General features: G+C 52.3%; 17 protein-coding genes and 1 pseudogene. 3 read left to right on the top strand and 15 right to left on the bottom strand.

What is annotated here, in order from left to right; genetic code table 11:
* Positions 1–58 precede the first annotated feature (58 nt).
* Positions 59–1,402, top strand: a pseudogene (locus tag HBM92_RS19510) (IS3-like element IS1397 family transposase).
* A gap of 147 nt (positions 1,403–1,549) precedes the next feature.
* Here HBM92_RS19510 and nlpE read toward each other — a convergent pair.
* The 3 genes from nlpE to HBM92_RS19525 are packed head-to-tail and all read right to left on the bottom strand — an operon-like array spanning position 1,550 to position 3,238.
* Positions 1,550–2,260 (bottom strand): envelope stress response activation lipoprotein NlpE, encoded by a 711-nt coding sequence (gene nlpE, locus HBM92_RS19515; protein WP_000239175.1) that lies wholly within the window; start codon positions 2,258–2,260, stop codon positions 1,550–1,552.
* A 13-nt stretch (positions 2,261–2,273) separates the two neighbouring features.
* Positions 2,274–2,696, bottom strand: coding sequence for an alternative ribosome rescue aminoacyl-tRNA hydrolase ArfB (gene arfB, locus HBM92_RS19520; protein ID WP_000635528.1), 423 nt, complete (start codon positions 2,694–2,696; stop codon positions 2,274–2,276).
* Positions 2,693–3,238 (bottom strand): YaeQ family protein, encoded by a 546-nt coding sequence (locus HBM92_RS19525; RefSeq protein WP_001185284.1) that lies wholly within the window; start codon positions 3,236–3,238, stop codon positions 2,693–2,695. Before HBM92_RS19525 ends, arfB begins: the two co-directional genes overlap by 4 nt.
* A 165-nt stretch (positions 3,239–3,403) precedes the next feature.
* On the opposite strand from HBM92_RS19525, the gene HBM92_RS19530 reads away from it, so the two are divergent.
* Together HBM92_RS19530 and rof are read left to right on the top strand one after the other, a co-directional pair.
* Positions 3,404–3,604 carry a YaeP family protein gene (locus tag HBM92_RS19530; protein ID WP_000417060.1) on the top strand — a complete coding sequence of 67 codons (201 nt, stop codon included), beginning with the start codon at positions 3,404–3,406 and terminating at the stop codon, positions 3,602–3,604.
* The gene (rof, locus tag HBM92_RS19535) at positions 3,591–3,851 is read left to right on the top strand and encodes a Rho-binding antiterminator (protein ID WP_000062311.1); all 261 of its coding nucleotides are present in this window, start codon (positions 3,591–3,593) and stop codon (positions 3,849–3,851) included. Before HBM92_RS19530 ends, rof begins: the two co-directional genes overlap by 14 nt.
* 33 nt (positions 3,852–3,884) lie before the next feature.
* On the opposite strand, the gene tilS is transcribed toward rof, so the two are convergent.
* From tilS to bamA, 12 genes are all read right to left on the bottom strand, one after another.
* Positions 3,885–5,198, bottom strand: a complete 1,314-nt coding sequence (gene tilS / locus HBM92_RS19540; protein ID WP_000176513.1) for a tRNA lysidine(34) synthetase TilS — start codon at positions 5,196–5,198, stop codon at positions 3,885–3,887.
* A 64-nt stretch (positions 5,199–5,262) separates the two neighbouring features.
* Entirely contained in the window at positions 5,263–5,652 is a 390-nt protein-coding gene (locus HBM92_RS19545; protein WP_000901082.1) for a VOC family protein, read from the bottom strand.
* A gap of 56 nt (positions 5,653–5,708) precedes the next feature.
* On the bottom strand, positions 5,709–7,850 hold the full coding sequence (gene ldcC / locus HBM92_RS19550) for a lysine decarboxylase LdcC (RefSeq protein WP_001021003.1): 2,142 nt from the start codon (positions 7,848–7,850) through the stop codon (positions 5,709–5,711).
* A 97-nt stretch (positions 7,851–7,947) separates the two neighbouring features.
* Positions 7,948–8,907: an acetyl-CoA carboxylase carboxyl transferase subunit alpha gene (accA, locus tag HBM92_RS19555; protein WP_000055746.1), complete on the bottom strand. Its 960-nt coding sequence runs from the start codon at positions 8,905–8,907 to the stop codon at positions 7,948–7,950.
* A 12-nt stretch (positions 8,908–8,919) separates the two neighbouring features.
* Entirely contained in the window at positions 8,920–12,402 is a 3,483-nt protein-coding gene (gene dnaE, locus HBM92_RS19560; RefSeq protein ID WP_001294736.1) for a DNA polymerase III subunit alpha, read from the bottom strand.
* A 36-nt stretch (positions 12,403–12,438) separates the two neighbouring features.
* The gene (gene rnhB, locus HBM92_RS19565; RefSeq protein WP_000569424.1) at positions 12,439–13,035 is read right to left on the bottom strand and encodes a ribonuclease HII; all 597 of its coding nucleotides are present in this window, start codon (positions 13,033–13,035) and stop codon (positions 12,439–12,441) included.
* The gene (lpxB, locus tag HBM92_RS19570) at positions 13,032–14,180 is read right to left on the bottom strand and encodes a lipid-A-disaccharide synthase (RefSeq protein WP_000139678.1); all 1,149 of its coding nucleotides are present in this window, start codon (positions 14,178–14,180) and stop codon (positions 13,032–13,034) included. The genes rnhB and lpxB overlap by 4 nt, the downstream gene beginning before the upstream one ends.
* Positions 14,180–14,968 carry an acyl-ACP--UDP-N-acetylglucosamine O-acyltransferase gene (lpxA, locus tag HBM92_RS19575; protein WP_000565966.1) on the bottom strand — a complete coding sequence of 263 codons (789 nt, stop codon included), beginning with the start codon at positions 14,966–14,968 and terminating at the stop codon, positions 14,180–14,182. Before lpxA ends, lpxB begins: the two co-directional genes overlap by 1 nt.
* Before the next feature lie 3 nt (positions 14,969–14,971).
* Entirely contained in the window at positions 14,972–15,427 is a 456-nt protein-coding gene (fabZ, locus tag HBM92_RS19580; protein ID WP_000210739.1) for a 3-hydroxyacyl-ACP dehydratase FabZ, read from the bottom strand.
* Between the two features lie 104 nt (positions 15,428–15,531).
* Positions 15,532–16,557: a UDP-3-O-(3-hydroxymyristoyl)glucosamine N-acyltransferase gene (lpxD, locus tag HBM92_RS19585; RefSeq protein ID WP_001139282.1), complete on the bottom strand. Its 1,026-nt coding sequence runs from the start codon at positions 16,555–16,557 to the stop codon at positions 15,532–15,534.
* A 3-nt stretch (positions 16,558–16,560) separates the two neighbouring features.
* Positions 16,561–17,046 (bottom strand): molecular chaperone Skp, encoded by a 486-nt coding sequence (skp, locus tag HBM92_RS19590; RefSeq protein WP_000758956.1) that lies wholly within the window; start codon positions 17,044–17,046, stop codon positions 16,561–16,563.
* Between the two features lie 121 nt (positions 17,047–17,167).
* Positions 17,168–19,600: an outer membrane protein assembly factor BamA gene (bamA, locus tag HBM92_RS19595; RefSeq protein WP_001240896.1), complete on the bottom strand. Its 2,433-nt coding sequence runs from the start codon at positions 19,598–19,600 to the stop codon at positions 17,168–17,170.
* Between the last annotated feature and the right edge of the window lie 3 nt (positions 19,601–19,603).

Consider the following 19,603-nt stretch of genomic DNA (forward strand, 5'->3'; position numbering starts at 1 on the left):
CGTGAACTGAACTGCACCCCAAATGTTGGACATAATCTGACATCTGAAGGTGCAGTTTATGAAACATTCATTTGAAGTAAAACTTGCCGCTGTAAATCATTACCTGGCTGGTCATGCAGGCATCATTTCTACGGCAAAACTCTTTCAACTTTCTCACACCAGCCTCTCACACTGGATTAATCTTTTTCTTCTTCACGGTCCTCGGGCACTGGATTGCAGACACAAGCGTAGCTATTCTCCTGAAGATAAACTTTGCGTGGTTCTTTATGCTCTCGGGCATTCTGAGTCTCTACCCCGGGTAGCAGCCCGGTTTAACATTCCCAGCCACAACACGGTTAAAAACTGGATAAAAGGCTACCGCAAATCTGGTAATGAGGCCTTTATCAGGCGCAGGAAGGAGAAAAGCATGACCCGTTCTGATGATACCCATGAAAACGAGGCAAACATGACGCCGGAAGAGATGAAGAATGAGCTGCGTTATCTTCGCGCAGAAAATGCATATCTGAAAGCCATGCAGGAGCATCTTCTGGAAAAAAAGCGCCAGGAGCTGGAGAAAAAACGAAAGTCATCCAGAGCCTGAGGTACGGACACTGCCAGTCTGACCTGTTAAAGGCCGCAGGGCAGAAGCACGCTGTACTACCAGCTGTCACTGCAGAAGGCTAAGGACAAGTATGCTGATGTGAAACAGCTCATAGCCTCCATCTTCCATGAACACCGGGGATGTTATGGGTACCGGCGGATCCATTGTGAGCTTCAGAAAAGAGGTCTTAAGTTCAGTGGCAAAACGGTGAGAAAACTGATGCAACAGCTCGGCCTGAAGTCTCCTGTGCGCCTGAAGAAATACCGGTCTTACCGGGGAAATATGGGACTCGCTGCAGAAAATATCCTTCAGCGACAGTTCAAAGCGGAAGCTCCCTGTGAGAAATGGGTGACAGATATCACCGAATTCAGGGCTGGCGGACAAAAACTGTACCTGTCCCCGATACTTGATTTGTTTTACGGGGAAATCGTGGCGTGGGAAACGGCCTGCAGGCCTACAGAGGAGCTGGTGAAGCGGATGTTAAATAAGGGTCTGGAAAGCCTTGCTGAAGGGGAGAAACCGCTGCTCCACAGTGATCAAGGATGGCATTACCGGATAAAAAGTTATCAGTCCGCCCTGGCGGACAGAGGGTTAGTGCAGAGCATGTCGCGCAAGGGCAACAGCCTTGATAATGCGGTAATGGAGAACTTCTTTGGTCACCTGAAAGAAGAAATGTACTATCGCCGGGACTACAGAAATGTAGAAGAGCTGGAAAATGCCGTTAACGAATACATAACTTACTGGAATCAAAAAAGAATAAAACTCAGTCTTGGGGGACTCAGCCCGGTAGAATACCGGACTGAGTATCAAAAAGCCGGTTAACTGAAACTGTCCAGGTTTTGGGGTTCAGTTCAAACGCCTTATCCGGCCTACAAAATCGTGCTAATTCAAAATATTGCATTGTATGCTTTAGGCCTGATAAGCGCAGCGCATGAGGCAATATTTCATTTGTTTCTGTCTCAAGACGGGTTACAGCCCCAAACTACTGCAATCCTGGTTTGGGTAAAATTTACCTGCCGTATCGGGCGCTAATACTTTAGTCGGCGCACCGGTATCGGGATTAGCCTCCAGCGTAAAGTGACCTTCAACTGACAGTAACACTGGTTTTTCACTGTTACCGCGCGCAGCCAGGTAGCCACGCTCCAGCTCTGCGTTATTCGCCACAATAAAACGTTTTCCGGTCGCGCAATCAGTGAAGGTCGCCGCATCAGCCATATAAAAATACATGCCCCGCAGGGTCATCGGCGTCATGGGTAAGCTGGATTGTGCCGGTTCCAGCGTGTAGTTGAACTGCGATTCAATCGGATTACCTTCACGATCGAGCATCTCCAGCGCATCTCCTTTCGCGCGATAATATGACTTTTCACCTTTGCTATCGGTTAATACCAGCTTGTCAGCGGTTCGCGCCCATGTACCGTAGGAAGCGAAGGAGGAAGGTTCTTCACGAGCCCCCAGATAACGCTCATTCATCACCCAGGTTCCGTCTTTTTCGAGGAACAGAGAGGTTTCGATTCCTTCGCAATCAGCACACGGCAGCACGCCGCGCCAACTTTGCGGCATCGGTTTCAATTCGGCAGCCTGCGCCGGAGAAAGCGTATCGACTTCGGCCCGATTATTACATCCCATCAGAGTAAAGAGGCTGATTACAGCCATCGCTGTCACTATCGCTTTTTTCACCATCCATTCCTTCTTTTTATTCCCGACCGCTGCGCACTTTGCCGCGCATCGCCTTCACGCTTGATTTTTGTGCTTTCGATGCCAGCCTGCGCTCTTTCGATGCACGGGTGGGCCGCGTAGGTCTTCGGGCTTTTTGTTCTGTTGTTAAATCTTTAATCACTGCCACCAGCCGGGCCAGCGCCGCTTCGCGGTTCAGTTCCTGACTTCGGTATTCCTGTGCCTTAATGACAATCACTCCGTCACTGCTGATCAAATGATGGCTGGCGGCGAGCAGACGCTCTTTGTAATACTCTGGCAGGCTGGACGCCCGAATGTCAAAACGCAGATGAATAGCCGTTGAGGTCTTATTAACATGCTGCCCGCCCGCGCCCTGCGCACGAATGGCGGTGATCTCAAACTCGCCATCAGGGATAGCAACATGTCGGGAAATCACAATCATGAAGGTTGTTGCCAGACGGTTAAGTTCACTTCCAGATTATTCTTATCATCCGATAACCAGATAACACCATCCTGAATCGTTGCCTGCAGCGTCATGGTACGATCGGCAAAGCCGCTCACTTTCGCCAGCTGCTCGTCGTCCAGATACCAGACGGAAAGATTGGCAAACTGCGCACATTTGCTCTGATTTTGCTGCCACCAGATTTGCGCCGCCCGACTATTATAGGCAAACAGCGCCACTTCTGCGGCCTGGGTGCAGGCTTTCTTAATCCGTCGCTCATCCGGCAGCCCCAGCTCAATCCACAAATCAATACCCAAATGATCGTTACGCAGCCACGCTTCCGGCTCATCATCGGCACACAAACCACGGGTAAATTGCAGACGTTCATCGGCATATTTTAGCCACGCCAGCAGGCGCAGCATCATACGCTCCTGGGTTTCTGAAGGATGGCGCGCCAACGTCAGAGAGGCATCGAGAAACTGGTTGCGGTCGAGATCGGCCACATTAACCGTCGCTTTATAAATTGTCGCTTTAAGCGCCATAAGAAAACTCCTTTCGAATCAGGAGGCCATTGTAACGGAATACGTGCAGTTGCGGCGCTGATATTGCAGAAATGAGTGTGGTATAGTCACCTTGCGAAACAGAGTTTATCTTCGTAGGCTTAGACTTGCATCCACGGTTAAGTCAGAGTGCTGACAGGAGGGCATGTGGAAAAATATTGTGAGTTAATACGCAAGCGGTACGCGGAAATCGCCAGCGGAGACTTAGGATACGTTCCGGACGCGCTGGGCTGCGTTTTGAAAGTGCTGAATGAAATGGCTGCCGACGACACCCTTTCTGAGGCTGTCAGGGAAAAAGCAGCATACGCTGCGGCAAACTTACTGGTGAGCGATTATGTCAATGAATGATACGTATCAACCAATCAATTGTGATGATTACGATAATCTTGAGCTCGCCTGCCAGCATCATTTAATGCTGACACTTGAGCTGAAAGATGGCGAAAAATTGCAGGCGAAGGCCAGCGATTTAGTCTCCCGCAAAAATGTGGAGTATCTGGTCGTCGAGGCCGCTGGTGCAACCCGCGAGCTGCGTCTGGATAAAATTACCAGCTTTAGCCACCCGGAAATCGGTACGGTGGTGGTGAGCGAGTCCTGATTGACTTTCGCCGGATGCGACGTTTGATGCGTCTTATCCGGCTTTCACTTGACTAAGCGTTTTCTGCCAGACAAAACTGACGCCATTCTCACCTACAGCCACACCTTCTTGCGTCACAAATACCCCTGCCGCCGCAATCAGCGTTTCGCCATAAAACAGCAGTGGCGTGGTATCACGTAGCCACGGCGGAACGCCTAACTCTTGCCAGATTTTCTTCAGCTTACGTCCGCCGTTGCGCCCGACAATATGCAGCAGTCCTGGCGCTTTGAAACGCACGCTGACCGCTTCATCTGCACGCGGAGGGCGAATATCGCCTCCCGCAGTAAGCTGTACACTTCCCAGCCCCGCCGGTAATTCCAGCGGTTGTAGCCACGTCTGCCACGGCAGAATGGTTTCGCTTTGCCCGGCAACGGATTTAATCCACCATAGTTGCGACTGATAGCGGCGGATTTCAAACGCGCCCAAACGTAAACAGGGGGAGGCATCTTCCCGCGCCAGCGCCACTTCCTGCCAGATCCTCACCAACGCGTCGCGGGAAGGCATCGGTGCATTCTGCCCTGCTAGCCAGCGGCGGATAATCGCCGCGCGACGGGCATCACTCATCGCCAGCATTGGCGCAATCTGCAGCGTCCCCTGCGGAGTTTGACAGTGCGCTAAATCATCCGCCAGCAGTTCATCTAACAGGCTCTCTTGTTCAGCGCAAAGTGCGGCGCTGCGCGCTGTTGCTTCGGCAAAATGCGGCCAACGCTGCTGCAATAACGGCACTACGCGCAGGCGCAGAAAGTTACGATCGTAGCTATCATCCTGATTACTTTCGTCTTCAATCCAGCGTAAACCATGCGCCAACGCCCACTGCTCCAGTTCCCCCCGCGTGCGGGCAAGCAACGGGCGGATAAGCTGTGTTCCGGCAAACTCCGAAACTTCCGCCATAGCCGAAAGCCCGGCAGGGCCGCTACCGCGTTTTAGCGCCAGCAGAAAGGTTTCACATTGATCGTCAAGATGTTGCGCTGTAACCAGCACTTCGCCGGGTAACAAGGTGCGGGCAAATGCCTGATAACGCGCCTGCCGAGCCTGAGCCTCAATACCTAGCCCCTCTTGCGCAAGCTGCACACGTTCGACCACCAGCGGCACCTGCCACTGTTGGCAGATGTTTTCACAATGTTTCACCCATGCATCAGCATTGGCGCTTAAACCGTGATGCACATGGATAGCGCGCAGAGTGACGCCCGGATTTTCCGTCCGCCACTGCACCAGTTGATGCAGTAAGACAGTAGAATCAAGGCCGCCGCTAAAGGCCACCAGAATCTGGCGTGAGGAGAGAAGTTGTCTATTGAGCGTGAGTGTCATGATGGTGCGATTTTACAGTAGCAATGCCGGGCACGTTACCGGGCAAATGCGGCGATGACAAGCCTTACTGCTCATACAGTTCCAACGGCAGCCCGTCCGGATCGTTAAAGAACGTGAAGCGTTTTTGCGTGTAGGGATCGACACGGATGGCTTCACACTTCACGTTATGGCTTTCAAGGTGCGCCACTGCCGCATCGATATCATCAACGCTAAAAGCCAGATGACGCAGGCCGCAAGCTTCCGGTCGGCTGGGGCGCTCCGGCGGGAACGGAAATGAGAAAAGCTCAATCACATATTGCCCATTAAGCGCCAAATCCCCTTTCCACGAGTCGCGCGCTTCGCGATAGACTTCGCTTTGCAGCGTGAAACCAAGAATATCGCAGTAGAAAGCTTTGCTCATCGCATAATCCGTCGCAATAATCGCAATATGGTGAACCTGTTTTAAACCCAGCATAACGTCTCCTTTATTTGTTAACAGCACGTTACTCGCCCGGAAGCCGCTCTGGCAAGTTATCCTGCCATTTTTAGGACTCGTACGCGGTAAACACCGTCTTCGTCCTGTTTCGCGCCGTGAATATCCGTTTCAAAACCGGGGTAATGTTGCCCTACGGAACAAAGCATCAGTAGAAAATCGAGTACCGTGCGGCTCTCTTCGGTAAGCATTTCTCCCGGCATCAGCAGCGGTACGCCGGGTGGATAAGGCAGGATCATATTTGCCGATACTCTACCGACCAGTTGTTCCAGCGCAATGGTTTCTACTTCGCCTTTAATCTGTCTCTGCCATGCCTGATGTGGCGTCATGATCATCTCCGGCAAGGTATCAAATGCCCGCAACATCAAACCGGGAAGATCGTGTTTACGAATCAGCTTATGGATCCCTTGCGCCAGATCCTGAATACGCATATTGCGGTAGAAATCGGGATCTTCTGCATAGAGATCGGGCAGCATATTTTTGATCCGCAGGTTGAGATCGTAAGAGCGCTTAAATTCCGTCAACCCACGCAATAATCCCATTGCTTTGGTTTTATCGATGCCAATACTAAAGAGAAACAGCAGGTTATAAGGGCCGGTTTTCTCTACTACGATCCCACGTTCGTCGAGGAATTTTGCCACCAGCGCCGCCGGGATCCCCTCCTCGCTCATATTGCCCTGCTCGTCCATCCCCGGTGTCAAAATAGTGACTTTAACCGGATCGAGAAACATGTGATTGGCATCCGCATCGCTAAAGCCGTGCCACTGTTCGCCAGGCGCAACGGGCCAGCATTCGGCTTCATCCACCTGCGGCGGTTGCCAGATATCGAAAAACCAGCCGTCAGACTCTTCCCGCAGCCGCTGGACCTCTTTGCGAAAATGCAGAGCTCGTTCTACTGAACGGTTAATCAGCCGTTTGCCCGGATTACCACGCAACATCGCCGCCGCCGTCTCAACAGAAGCAACAATGGGATAACTGGGCGAGGTGGTGGTATGCATCATAAAGGCTTCGTTAAACGCCTCTTCGTCATACTCACCTTTAATGTGGATCAGCGACGCCTGCGATAACGCCGCCAGCATTTTGTGGGTCGACTGCGTTTCGAAGATCACTTTTCCTGCAACACGCTCGCCGCTCATACCACTTTTACCCTGGTAGATTGGATGAAAATGGGTGTACGGCACCCAGGCAGAATCGAAGTGAATCGACGGGACATCCAGCGTCTGTTTGATCCAGTCGGTGTTGTAGAGCAAGCCATCATAGGTGGAGTTGGTGATCACCGCATGAACCGGCCATTGTGCCTGCGTGGTGGCAGCGACTTTCTCTTCGATGCTGTCGCGAGTAAATTCACCGCGCGGGATCCCACCCAGAATCCCCAACGCATTACGCGTCGGTTTCAGCCAGACTGGCACTACATCGTTCATCATCAACAGATGCGCCAGCGATTTATGACAATTGCGGTCGATCAACAGCGTACTGCCGGATGGCGCGGCGTACATACCCACAATTTTGTTCGACGTCGATGTTCCGTTGGTAACGATATAACTCTGTTCCGCGCCAAACGTCCGCGCGATGTACTCTTCCGCTTCCAGGTGTGGCCCGGTGTGGTCGAGCAACGAACCAAGCTCGGTGACCGAAATAGAGACGTCCGCCTTGAGGGTATTCCCGCCGAAAAAATCATAAAACAGACAGCCAACCGGGCTTTTTTGATATGCGGTGCCGCCCATATGCCCCGGCGTACAAAAGGTGTACTTCCGCTCTTTGACGTAGGTAAACAAGGCTTTCGTGAACGGCGGCGTAATGTTATCAAGATATTCGTTGGTGTACTGACGCATACGAATGGCGATATCTTCCGCCTGCCCCAGCGCATATTCAAAAAACCAGAGCGCCATCCGCATATCCTGCACGCTGACATCCATCGTCGAGTGGGTGTTGATGAAGGCATAAAGCGGGAGATATTCATTAAGTTGATTGATATCGCTACATAAATCGAGACTGTACTCATCCCAGTCAAAAATCACGCCGCAAATTCGTGGGTTATGTTCGATAAACTTCAGCAAATCAACGCTGTTTTGTGGCCAGATAATCTGAAAGCCTTGCGCCACCAGCGCCGACTCCAGTTCTTTGATGGGCTCATCTTTATAAAAGACGCCATGCGGTCCCATAATGGCAATGATGTTCATGTGTTCCTCCTGGAAAATCCTTCCTTAATCATAGCCTGCTCAAACCGTGACGATAAAAAAGGGCCACCGAAGTGACCCCTTTCAGAACATTTGCCGATTACGCGTAGCCGTAGCTCATCAGGCGCTGATAACGACGATTTTTTAAATCTTCAGTACTTAACACGTCGAGATCGGCCAGATCCGCCAGCAGTTGCGCTTTCAGAGACGCCGCCATCGCTTCCGGGTTACGGTGAGCGCCGCCCAGCGGTTCCGGGATGATGGAGTCGATCAGTTTCAGTTCTTTCAGACGCGGAGCGATGATCCCCATCGCTTCAGCCGCCAGCGGTGCTTTGTCGGCGCTCTTCCACAGAATGGACGCGCAACCTTCCGGCGAGATAACGGAATAGGTGCTGTATTGCAGCATATTCACTTTATCGCCCACGCCAATTGCCAGTGCGCCGCCAGAACCACCTTCACCGATAACAGTGCAGATAGTCGGTACGCTAAGGCGAGACATTTCACGCAGGTTGCGTGCAATGGCTTCAGACTGACCGCGTTCTTCTGCGCCCACGCCAGGATAAGCCCCCGGGGTGTCGATAAAGGTGATGATTGGCATCTTAAAGCGTTCAGCCATTTGCATCAGACGCAGTGCTTTGCGGTAACCTTCTGGCGCTGGCATACCAAAGTTACGGCGAATTTTTTCTTTGGTTTCACGACCTTTTTGATGACCAATGATCATCACCGGACGACCATCGAGACGGGCGATACCACCGACGATAGCTTTATCGTCTGCATACGCGCGGTCGCCAGCCAGTTCGTCAAATTCATCAAAGGCCAGGCGAACGTAATCCAGGGTATAAGGACGCTGTGGATGGCGTGCCAATTGCGCAATCTGCCATGCACCGAGATCGGCGAAGATTTTACGCGTCAGTTCTACGCTTTTTTCACGCAGACGATGCACTTCTTCATCGATATTAATATCCAGTTTCTCATCCTGGCGGCTAACCGCAGTCAGAGAATCGATTTTCGCTTCCAGCTCTGCAATCGGCTGTTCAAAATCAAGGAAATTCAGACTCATAGTATTCCTGTATTAGTCAAACTCCAGTTCCACCTGCTCCGAACCAATGAGGCCACGGAGATCGTTTAATAAACGATCGCTCGGAGAGACACGCCACGTCGCGCCAAAACGCAACCGCGCGCGTGCATCCGCCCTCTGATAGTAGAGATGTACTGGAATTGTCCCAGAGCGGTGGGGTTCCAGAGACTGACGGAGTCGGTTTAAAAGCTGGTCATCAATTTGCCTGTCCGTCAGCGAGATAGCAAGCCCGCGAGCATATTTTTCCCGGGCTTCGTCAATATCCATCACTTCGCGAGCGGTCATTTTAAGCCCACCGCTGAAGTCATCAAAGCTGACCTGTCCGCTGACGATAAGTATGCGGTCTTTTTCCAGCAATTGCTGGTATTTATCCAGGGCGTCAGTAAACAACATCACTTCCAGCCGCCCGGAACGGTCATCCAGCGTGCAGATACCGATACGATTGCCGCGCTTGGTGACCATAACCCGCGCAGCAACAACGAGCCCCGCAGCCGTGGTGACTTTACCACGTTCTGTCGGGTGCATGTCTTTCAGCCTTACGCCTCCGACATAACGCTCAATCTCTTTTAAATACTGGTTGATAGGGTGTCCCGTCAGGTACAGACCTAACGTTTCACGTTCCCCATCTAACACCACCTGCTCCGGCCACGGTTGGCAACTGGCGTAGGATTGTTCAATTTGTTCCGGCTCTTCTGCCAGCACGCCGAACATATCGGCCTGACCGATGGCTTCTGCTTTCGCGTGTTGATCAGCCGCCTTTAACGCATCGCCCAGCGAGTTCATCAGCGCCGCACGGTGTGGCCCAAGACGGTCAAACGCCCCGGACATGATCAGTTTTTCCAGCACTCGCCGGTTTAACTTTTTGGTGTCTGTACGGGCGCAGAGATCAAACAGTTCACGGAAATAGCCGCCTTTATTACGGGCTTCGATGATCGCCTCAATCGGACCTTCACCTACCCCTTTGATCGCGCCAATACCATACACGATTTCGCCGTCGTCGTTGACGTGGAAATGGTAAAGACCGGAGTTTATATCTGGTGGCAGGATTTTCAGCCCCATCCGCCAGCACTCATCCACCAGGCCCACCACCTTCTCGGTGTTGTCCATATCGGCGGTCATTACTGCCGCCATAAACTCCGCCGGATAGTGCGCTTTCAGCCATAACGTTTGATATGACACCAAAGCATAGGCCGCAGAGTGCGATTTGTTAAATCCGTAACCGGCGAATTTCTCCACCAGGTCGAAGATTTTCATCGCCAGTTCGGCGTTGATCCCGTTCTTTTCTGCGCCTTCAGCAAATACAGAACGCTGCTTGGCCATCTCTTCCGGCTTTTTCTTACCCATCGCACGACGCAGCATATCCGCGCCACCGAGGGTATAACCAGAAAGCACCTGGGCAATCTGCATGACCTGTTCCTGATACAGGATAATGCCGTAGGTTGGCTCCAGTACCGGTTTCAGGCTTTCATGCTGCCACTGCACATCCGGATAGGAGATCTCTTCGCGACCATGTTTACGGTCGATAAAGTTATCCACCATCCCTGATTGCAACGGACCGGGACGGAATAGCGCCACCAGTGCGATCATATCTTCGAAGCAGTCAGGTTGCAGACGTTTGATCAGATCCTTCATGCCGCGCGATTCAAGCTGGAATACCGCCGTGGTTTCAGAGCGTTGCAGCATGTCGAAACTTTTCTTGTCATCCAGCGGGATCGCGGCGATATCCAGCGGCGGCTCGCCATTCTTCGCCCGCCGCTTGTTGATCATCTCCAGCGCCCAGTTGATGATGGTGAGCGTACGCAAACCAAGGAAGTCGAACTTCACCAGCCCGGCGTATTCAACGTCGCTTTTATCAAACTGGGTAACCGGATGTTTGCCCTCTTCATCGCAATAAAGCGGCGCAAAATCGGTAATTTTGGTCGGCGCGATAACCACCCCACCGGCGTGCTTACCGGCGTTACGGGTGACCCCTTCCAGTTTGCGCGCCATGTCGATCAGCGCCTTAACTTCTTCATCCGCTTCGTAGATTTCCGGCAGTTGCGGCTCGGCTTCAAACGCTTTCGCCAGCGTCATCCCCGGATCGGGCGGGATCAGTTTCGAGATACGATCGACAAATCCGTACGGATGCCCCAGTACACGACCTACGTCGCGGATCACCGCTTTCGCCGCCATCGTACCGAAGGTGATGATCTGCGATACCGCATCGCGACCGTACATGTCCGCCACGTGTTCGATAACCTGGTCACGTTTCTCCATACAGAAGTCAACGTCGAAGTCAGGCATGGAGACACGTTCCGGGTTAAGGAAACGTTCGAACAGCAGGTCAAATTCCAGCGGATCGAGGTCGGTAATTTTCAGCGCGTAGGCCACCAGTGACCCTGCACCGGAACCACGGCCAGGCCCTACCGGTACGCCGTTATCCTTCGACCACTGGATAAATTCCATAACGATGAGGAAGTAACCCGGGAAGCCCATCTGGTTGATAACCTGAAGTTCAGTATCCAGACGCTCGTCATACTCCGGGCGACGCTTAAGACGTTCTTCCTCGTCAGGGAATAAAAATGCCAGACGCTCTTCCAGGCCTTCTTTTGCACGCTTGACCAGATAATCTTCGGTGCTCATGTCCCCGGTCGGGAACTGCGGCAGGAAGTATTCACCCAGACGCACAGTCACGTTACAGCGTTTGGCGATCTCAACAGTGTTGGCAAGGGCTTCGGGGATGTCGGCAAACAGCTCGCACATCTCCTCTTCGCTGCGCATATATTGCTGCGGCGAATAATTACGCGGGCGTTTGGGATCGTCGAGAGTAAAGCCGTCATGGATCGCGACGCGGATTTCGTGAGCGTCAAAGTCGCTGCTGTCGATAAAGCGCACGTCATTGGTCGCCACGACGGGCAAACCGCGCGCTTCCGCCAGTTCCACTGCCGCGTGCAGATAACTTTCTTCGTCCGGCCTGCCGGTTCGGATCAGCTCGAGAAAATAGCGATCCGGGAAGTGCTCTTCATAAAACGCAACGCACTCATCTACCAGCGCGCTGTTACCACGCAAAAGACTGCGCCCGACGTCGCCCATGCGCCCGCCGGAAAGGAGGATCAGCCCTTCGTTTAATTCGATAAGCCAGTCGCGATCGATGATCGGCCCGGCGGCACCGTACCCGCGCTGATACGCTTTTGAGATCAGCAACGTCAGATTCTGATAGCCGATATTGTTCGCCGCCAGCACCGTCAGGTGGGTTAACTCATCACCCAGCAGGTCGCACTGGACATTAAAATCTGCCCCGACGATGGGCTTAATCCCTGCGCCATGTCCCGCTCCGTAGAACTTCACCAGACCGCAAAGGTTGGTGAAATCGGTGATCGCCAGTGCTGGCATACCCAACGCCGCCGCCTTTTTTACCAGCGGCGCGGTTTTGGCCAGGCCATCGATCATCGAGTAGTCGCTGTGCACCCGCAGGTGTACGAAACGTGGTTCAGACATCTTCAGATTCCGGTTTACTTAATCTCGACACAAGAATCAGGACGCAAGTCCCAGTGCGCGTTTGACAGGCCCAAAGCTACGACGATGATGTTCAGTCGCGCCATATTCAGCCAGTTTTTCCAGATGAAAAGCGGTTGGATACCCTTTGTGTTGGGCAAAACCATATTGCGGGAAAACAATATCCAGCGCCGCCATTTCGGCGTCGCGCGTCACTTTCGCCAGGATGGACGCAGCACTGATTTCCGGTACGCGGCTATCGCCTTTCACCACTGCCATCGAAGGCATCGGTAATTTTGGGCAGCGGTTACCATCAATCAACACATATTCCGGCGCAATATGCAGCCCCGCGACGGCGCGCTGCATCGCCAGCATGGTCGCATGAAGAATGTTCAGTTCGTCGATTTCGTGGGGTTCCGCGCGGCCCAGACTCCAGCTCAACGCTTTCTCTTTGATCTCTTCACAGAGCGCCAGACGGCGTTTTTCGCTCAGCTTTTTGGAATCATTCAGCCCGGCAATTGGGCGCGCCGGGTCAAGGATCACCGCAGCGGTGACGACCGCGCCAACTAACGGCCCGCGTCCGACTTCATCCACACCCGCAACCAGCTGCGTGTGCGGATAGACAAATTCGATCATTGTGCTAACTCCAGAACGGCTTGTGCCGCCTGCTCATCGGCATTGCAGCGGATCTGCTGATGCAGCTCGCGGAAGGTGTCGTGCATCGCATGGCTGGTTTTCCCGTTCGCCAACAGCGGTAACAGCGCCGCAGCCAATTTTTGCGGCTCACACTCTTCCTGCAATAACTCTTTGACTAACTCTCTGCCCGCCAGCAGATTTGGCAGCGAGACATAATCAGTTTTCACCAGTCGCTTCGCCAGCCAGAAGGTGAAAGGCTTCATGCGATATCCCACTACCATCGGGCATTTAGCCAACATACACTCCAGTGCTGCCGTACCCGACGCCAGTAGCGCCGCATCACTGGCGACCATCGCCTCACGGCCCATTCCATCCAGCAAATGAACCGACAGGTCTGGCGCGACTGCAGCTTTGATGCGTTCAAACTGCTCGCGGCGTTTGGCATTCACCAGCGGCACCACGATTTCGAGATCCGGATATGTCTGGCGCAAAAGCTGGGCCGTTTTCAGGAAATCGGCACTAAGCATTTCGACTTCTGCACCACGGCTGCCCGGCAACAATGCCAGACAGTGGGCATCGTAAGGGATCCCCAGCACATCACGGGCACCATTTTTATCTGGATCTAATGGCATGGCATCAGCCATGGTATGACCGATAAAGCGGCACGGTACGTTGTATTTGTCATAAAACGCTTTTTCGAAAGGCAGAAATGCGAGCACCAGATCGGTGGCTCTGCCTATTTTGAAAACGCGTTTCTGTCGCCACGCCCAGACGGACGGGCTGACGTAATGAATGGTTTTGATACCCTGCTTTTTGAGGTTACCTTCAAGAGTAATATTGAAGTCAGGCGCATCAATACCAACAAAAACATCTGGCTTCAATTCGCCAAAACGCTTTGTCAGATCGGCACGAATATGTAGTAAGCGACGCAGACGACCTAGCACTTCAACAATGCCCATCACTGCCAGTTCTTCCATTTCGTACCAGGCTTCGCAGCCTTCAGCCTGCATTCGTGGCCCGGCAACACCAACAAAGCGGGCGTTGGGCACACGTTCTTTCAGAGCGCGGATTAAACCGGCCCCCAGGATATCGCCGGAGGTTTCTCCGGCGACCAGGGCAATCGTTAATGGACGCTGTTCAGTCATTAACGAATCAGACCGCGCGTTGAGCGTGCAAAGAAATCGGTAAAGGCTTTCACTTCCGGATATGTTTCCGCCAGTTCAGCAATTTCCGGTTTCACTTCATCGAGCGTTTTACCGCTACGATAAATCAGCTTATACGCATTGCGGATAGCGGTAATCGCCTCACGGCTGAATCCGCGGCGCTTCAGCCCTTCGATATTGACACCGAACGGCGTTGCGTGGTTACCCTGCGCAATGACATAAGGAGGGACGTCCTGCGCCACACCGGAGCAGCCGCCAACCATCACATGCGCACCAATGATGCAGAACTGATGGACTGCGGTCATGCCGCCGATGATCGCGAAGTCGTCAACCGATACGTGACCCGCCAGCGTTGCGTTGTTGGCGAGGATGCAGCGGTTACCTACCGTACAATCGTGCGCAATGTGCGCATTGATCATCAGTAAGTTGTCGCTGCCCACCTTCGTCAATCCACCGCCCTGGACTGTGCCACGATGAATGGTGACGCTTTCGCGAATGCGGTTACGATCGCCGATTTCCACGCGGGTCGGTTCGCCAGCATATTTCAGATCCTGGTTAACTTCGCCGATGGAGGCGAACTGATAAATCTCATTATCGCGGCCAATTTTAGTATGACCATTCACGACAACGTGAGATTTCAGTACGGTACCCTCACCAATTTCGACATGGGGTCCAACGATACAAAAAGGACCAATGTGAGCGTTCGCGCCAATCGACGCGCCCTCTTCCACAATGGCGGTTGGATGCACAAAGGCGGATTTATCAATCACGTATCAGGCCTCCCGGCTACGAGCACACATCATCGTTGCTTCGCAAACTACTTTACCGTCGACCAGAGCAACCCCTTTAAAACGGGTCAGGCCGCGGCGCGTTTTTTCGAAAGTGACTTCCATGATCATTTGATCGCCAGGCACGACCGGGCGCTTAAAGCGCGCTTCGTCAATACCGGCGAAGTAGTACAGCTCACCCGGTTCCAGTTTTCCTACGCTTTTAAACGCCAGAATACCTGTTGCCTGTGCCATTGCTTCCAGAATCAGCACACCCGGGAAAATCGGTTTTCCAGGGAAATGGCCCTGGAAGAATGGCTCATTGACAGAGACATTTTTTACTGCGCGCAGAAAACGACCTTCTTCAAAATCCAGCACGCGATCCACCAGTAAGAACGGGAAACGGTGCGGCAGAAGTTCTAAAATCTCTTCAATCTGCAGAGTATGAGTGTTAGTAGTCAAGATACTCTTCCTGTCAAAATATAAGAAACGACAATAATAACACGGCCTGCCGCAATCGTAAGAATGAGACAGGCCGTAAAGTTTGGCGAACAAAAGATGGAACGTTAGTCTTGTTGATTAACCTTGCGCTCAAGCGATTTCAGACGCTTGCTCATGTCATCAATGTTCATCACCAGTGCAGCGGTTTTGCGCCAGACTTTGTTGGGTTGCAGCGGAATGCCTGAGGAATAGACGCCTGGTTCAGTGATGGGACGCATCACCATACCCATGCCCGTAACCGTCACTTTGTCGCATATTTCCATATGCCCGTTGATTACGCTGGCTCCGCCGATCATGCAGTAACGACCAATTTTCAGGCTGCCCGCCATAATGACGCCACCGGCAACTGCCGTATTGTCGCCAATCACGACGTTATGTGCAATCTGGCACTGGTTATCAATGATCACACCATTGCCAATAACAGTGTCATCCAGCGCGCCACGATCAATGGTAGTGCAGGCACCGATCTCCACGCGATCGCCAATAATTACGCGACCAATCTGTGGGATCTTCACCCAGTTACCACGATCGTTAGCATAACCAAAGCCGTCTGCGCCTACCACTGTTCCGGACTGGATCAGGCAATTCTGACCGATCTGGATCTCATGGTAAATGGTTACGTTCGCCCAGAGACGCGAACCTGCACCGATTTTGCTGTTTTTACCTACGAAGCAACCGGCACCGATAATCACGTTATCGCCCAGTTCAACGCCGGACTCAATCACCGCGTTAGCGCCAATCGATACGTTGTTACCCAGCTTCGCCGTCGCGTCAATCACCGCACTGGGTGCAATGTTCTGCGCGGGCTGCGGCGTGGTATCTAAAATTTGCGCCATACGCGCGTAAGTCAGGTAGGGATTCTTCACTACCAGCGCGGCACTTTTCGCGAAAGGAAGATCGTCCTGGGTCATGACAACCGCGGACGCCTGGCACAAGCCTAAATGCTCACGGTATTTGGGGTTAACCATGAACGTAATGTGACCTGTTTGTGCAGATTGCATGGACGCAACGCCGGTGATGACGATATCGCCATCACCGTGTAGTTCTGCATCCAACTGCTGCGCTAAATCAGCCAGTCGAATTGAAGGCATTACTTATTTAACCTGTTTCAGTACGTCGGCAGTGATGTCTTTTACATCGCTGCTGTTGTAAGCAACGGCGTTTGCATCAACAACCAGATCGATATCCTGGCTGTTGGCAACTGATTTCACAGCAGTCTGGATACGAGTAACCAGTTTGCCGCGTTCTTCGTTGGAACGACGTGCGCGATCCTGCTCAAAAGCCTGCGCTTTCTGAGCAAAAGTCTGGCGCTGAGCCATCACGTCTTTTTCCAGCTTAGTGCGATCGCTGCCCGCTTTCATGGACTGCAGCTTTTTCATTTTAGCCTGCAGATCGGTTTCCATACGCTGCAGTTCGCTGGCACGGCCTTTGAACTCGTTTTCCAGCGTGTTAGAAACACCGGTTTTCTGCGCTACCTGCTGGAACAGGCTGCCCATATTGACGATTGCAATTTTGTCAGCCGCCTGAGCAGAAGTTGCCAGTGCTAAACCGAGACCTGCAGCTAATAACCACTTTTTCACAATAAACTCCTTACCATCCCATTTGCACCGGAGGGTGCAGTTCTTTGCGTGGCCCGGCGATCTTATATTGATCGCCTAAAGTCATCGCTACACTACCACTACATTCCTTTGTGGAGAACACTTACCAGGTTTTACCGATGTTAAACTGGAACTGTTCTGCCTTGTCTCCATCGTACTTTTTGAACGGCTGGGCGTAGGAGAACACCAACGGCCCCAATGGGGACATCCATTGTAATGCGATACCCGCAGACATACGGATATTGCTTGGATCACTATAGTCCGGATATCCAGAATATTGGCTGGAATCCCAGTTTGTATCCCAAACGGTACCCATATCCCAGAAGAAGGAAGTACGAACCGAGTTAGCATACTTATCGCTAATAAACGGCGTCGGGGTGATGAACTCGAGGCTGGCAACCGCCATGGCGTTACCGCCTACAGCATCATCCGATTTACACAGATCTTTCGCGCCGTCCTGAGTCGCACATTCGTAATCATAGTCCGGATCATAATTACTGGCCTGATGCGGGAAGTAAACTGCTTTCGGACCAATGGTATTGGACTGGAAGCCACGCACGGTGCTGGAACCACCGGCATAGAAGTTCTCATAGAACGGCATCTCTTTGCCGCCTAAACCATCACCATAACCCCAGCGGGTACGACCCAGAACAACCCATTTGTGATCATCATCAATCGGCACATAAGTCGCCGTGTCTAACGTCACTTTGTAGTATTCGTTATCCGATCCCGGAATGGTCACTTTACCGGTCAGGTTGACACGTGAACCATCTGTCGGGAAGTAACCACGGTCAAGCTTGTTATAGGTCCAACCATAGTTGAACGTGAAGTCGTCCGTTTTGAAGCTGTTATCCTGATCAGAGGTGCTCGGATGTTCACCCATAGAGTACAGATAACGCCACATCGCAACCTGCGGCTGCATGTTGGACAGGGAGTTATGTACATAACCCAGACCTGCACGCAGCGAGTTATATTCGTTGATCGGGAAGCCCAACGTCACGTCTGTACCATAACTCTTGTTGGTATAGTCGGACAGGTCGGCGTCATCTGCCTGGAAGTCATTATAGAAGAGACGACCACCGAGGCTTACGCCATCTACGGTGAAGTACGGGTTGGTTACCGACAGTTCAGCATAGGTCTGGTAATCGTTTTTGGTCCCGTTGATACCAACAGCATAACCCGTACCTAACCAGTTATCCTGTTGCACACCAGCCTGGAAGCTCACGCCACTTTCAGTACCGTAACCAATCCCGAAGTTGAAGCTACCGGTGTTACGTTCTTTCACCTTGTAAACTACATCAACCTGATCCGGGCTCCCCGGAACACGTTGGGTATCGGTATCGACAGTTTCAAAGAAGCCCAGACGGTTCAGACGCTCCTTACCCTGATCGACCAGATCGCTCCCCAGCCATGCACCTTCCATCTGACGCATTTCGCGACGCAGGACGGCATCTTTCGAGGTATCGTTACCTTCAAAACGGATCTTACGCACATAGAAACGGTTACCCGCATCAACGTTCACGCGTAATTTAACGGTTTTGTCGGCATCGTTAATTTCAGGCATCGACTGTACGCGCGGATAGGCATAACCATAGCGACCAAGAAGCTTTTTAATGTCATCTTCCATTTTGGTCACTTTGGTGCCGTTATACAGCTCGCCCGGCTCGATCTTAGTCAGTTGCTCAATTTCAGCGGAGTGCCCGGCAAGATTGCCGCTAACTTCAACGCCAGAAAGCTTGTACTGATCGCCTTCGGTGATGTTCACCGTGACGTAAATACCTTTTTTATCTGGCGTCAGACTGACCTGGGTAGAATCGATGTTGAAACGGGCATAACCGCGATCCAGATAGTAACTGCGCAGGGTTTCAAGGTCGCCTGCCAGTTTCTGTTTCTGGTATTTACGATCGCCTACCACGTTCCACCACGGCACTTCGTCACGCAGTTGGAAATGAGAGATCAGTTCATCGGTGGTGAAAGCATGGTTACCAACAATGTTAATTTGCTGGATTTCAGCTGACACACCTTCCTGGAACACCAGTTTTAGGTCAACACGGTTGCGCGGCAGCGGGGTCACGACAGCTTTAACGCTGGCGCTATATTTACCGACGCTGTAGTAGAAGTCTTCCAGACCTTTCTCGATATCGGCAATGGTGGTGCGATCGAGGGATTCGCCCACACGCACACCAGAAGCCTCGAGGTTTTGCTTCAGCATGTCATCTTTCACCGATTTGTTACCGGAGAAAGTAATGCTGGCAATGGTCGGACGTTCTTTTACCTGAACCAGAAGGGTATCACCATCACGAAGGACGCGAACATCCTCAAAGTTGCCGGTAGCAAACAGAGCGCGAATGGTATTACTGATATCTTCATCATTAACCGTGTCGCCTGTGCGCACCGGCATACTGAGGAGGGCCGCACCAACGGCGACACGCTGAAGGCCTTCGAAATGAATATCTTTCACTACGAACCCTTCAGCACCGTATACGGTGGCGCTGCTAAACAGCAGCGACGCTATGAGCAACTTTTTCATCGCCATCGT

Origin of the sequence: Escherichia sp. E.sYA108 (assembly GCF_011754335.1) — a bacterium.
Taxonomy (GTDB): domain Bacteria; phylum Pseudomonadota; class Gammaproteobacteria; order Enterobacterales; family Enterobacteriaceae; genus Escherichia; species Escherichia coli.